Origin of the sequence: Streptomyces hyaluromycini (assembly GCF_002217755.1) — a bacterium.
Taxonomy (GTDB): Bacteria; Actinomycetota; Actinomycetes; order Streptomycetales; family Streptomycetaceae; genus Streptomyces; species Streptomyces hyaluromycini.
In genome coordinates, this window is the sequence record NZ_BCFL01000012.1 from 1 (window position 1) to 825 (window position 825).

Below are 825 nucleotides of genomic sequence, written 5' to 3' on the forward strand. Positions count from 1 at the left end.
TGAGTCGGCGGTGGCATATGAGGGTTGCGGCGATGGCGGTGAAGGTGAGGAAGTGTTCCGGCTTGCGTTCGTAGCGGCGGTGGAGGCGTCGGCAGCCGGACAGCCAGGACACTGTTCGTTCCACGGCCCAGCGGTGCCGGCCCAGGCGCCGGGACGACTCGATGCCTTTGCGGGCGAGGCGGTGCCGGATGCCGCGGGAGGACAGCCAGCGTCGCAGGTGGCGGTAGTCGTAGCCCTTGTCTCCGTGCAGCTTGTCGGGCCTGCGGCGTCGTGGGCCGCGGCGTGAGCGGATGGGCGGGATGCCGCGGACCAGCGGGATGAGGGCCTGGCTGTCGTGGAGGTTGGCGGCGGAGATGCCGATCGACAGGGGCAGGCCGCGGCGGTCGACGATGAGGTGGATTTTCGAACCCTTCTTGCCGCGGTCGGTCGGATTCGGTCCTGTCAGCTGCCCCCTTTGAGGGCCCGGACGCTGACGGAGTCGATTGCGCATCGCGACCAGTCCAGCCCGCCCCGGGAACCGGGTTCGTCCAGGACCAGGCGGTGGAGCTTGGCCCACACGCGGGCCTTGGTCCACTCGGTGAACCGGCGGAAGGCGGTCACGCGACAGTCCGAAGCCCGGCGGCAGCTGGTTCCATGTGCAGCCTGAGGTGGCCACGAAGATGATCGCGGCCAGCACCTCACGGTCCCCTCGCCGACGATGTCCACCACCCTGCGGGCGTTCCGGAGCCGGCGGGACCACCCGCTGGAACAACTCCCACAGATCTTCCGGCGCCAGCCGTTCGACAAGCGCAGCAGTCATCACCCCAGACTGCCGCAAGATCACAC

At 69.2% G+C, this 825-nt stretch carries 1 pseudogene; it reads right to left on the reverse strand.

Going from position 1 to position 825, the window contains the following annotated elements:
* Positions 1-799, reverse strand: a pseudogene (locus tag SSP29_RS00075) (IS5 family transposase); the annotation flags it as partial.
* Between the last annotated feature and the right edge of the window lie 26 nt (positions 800-825).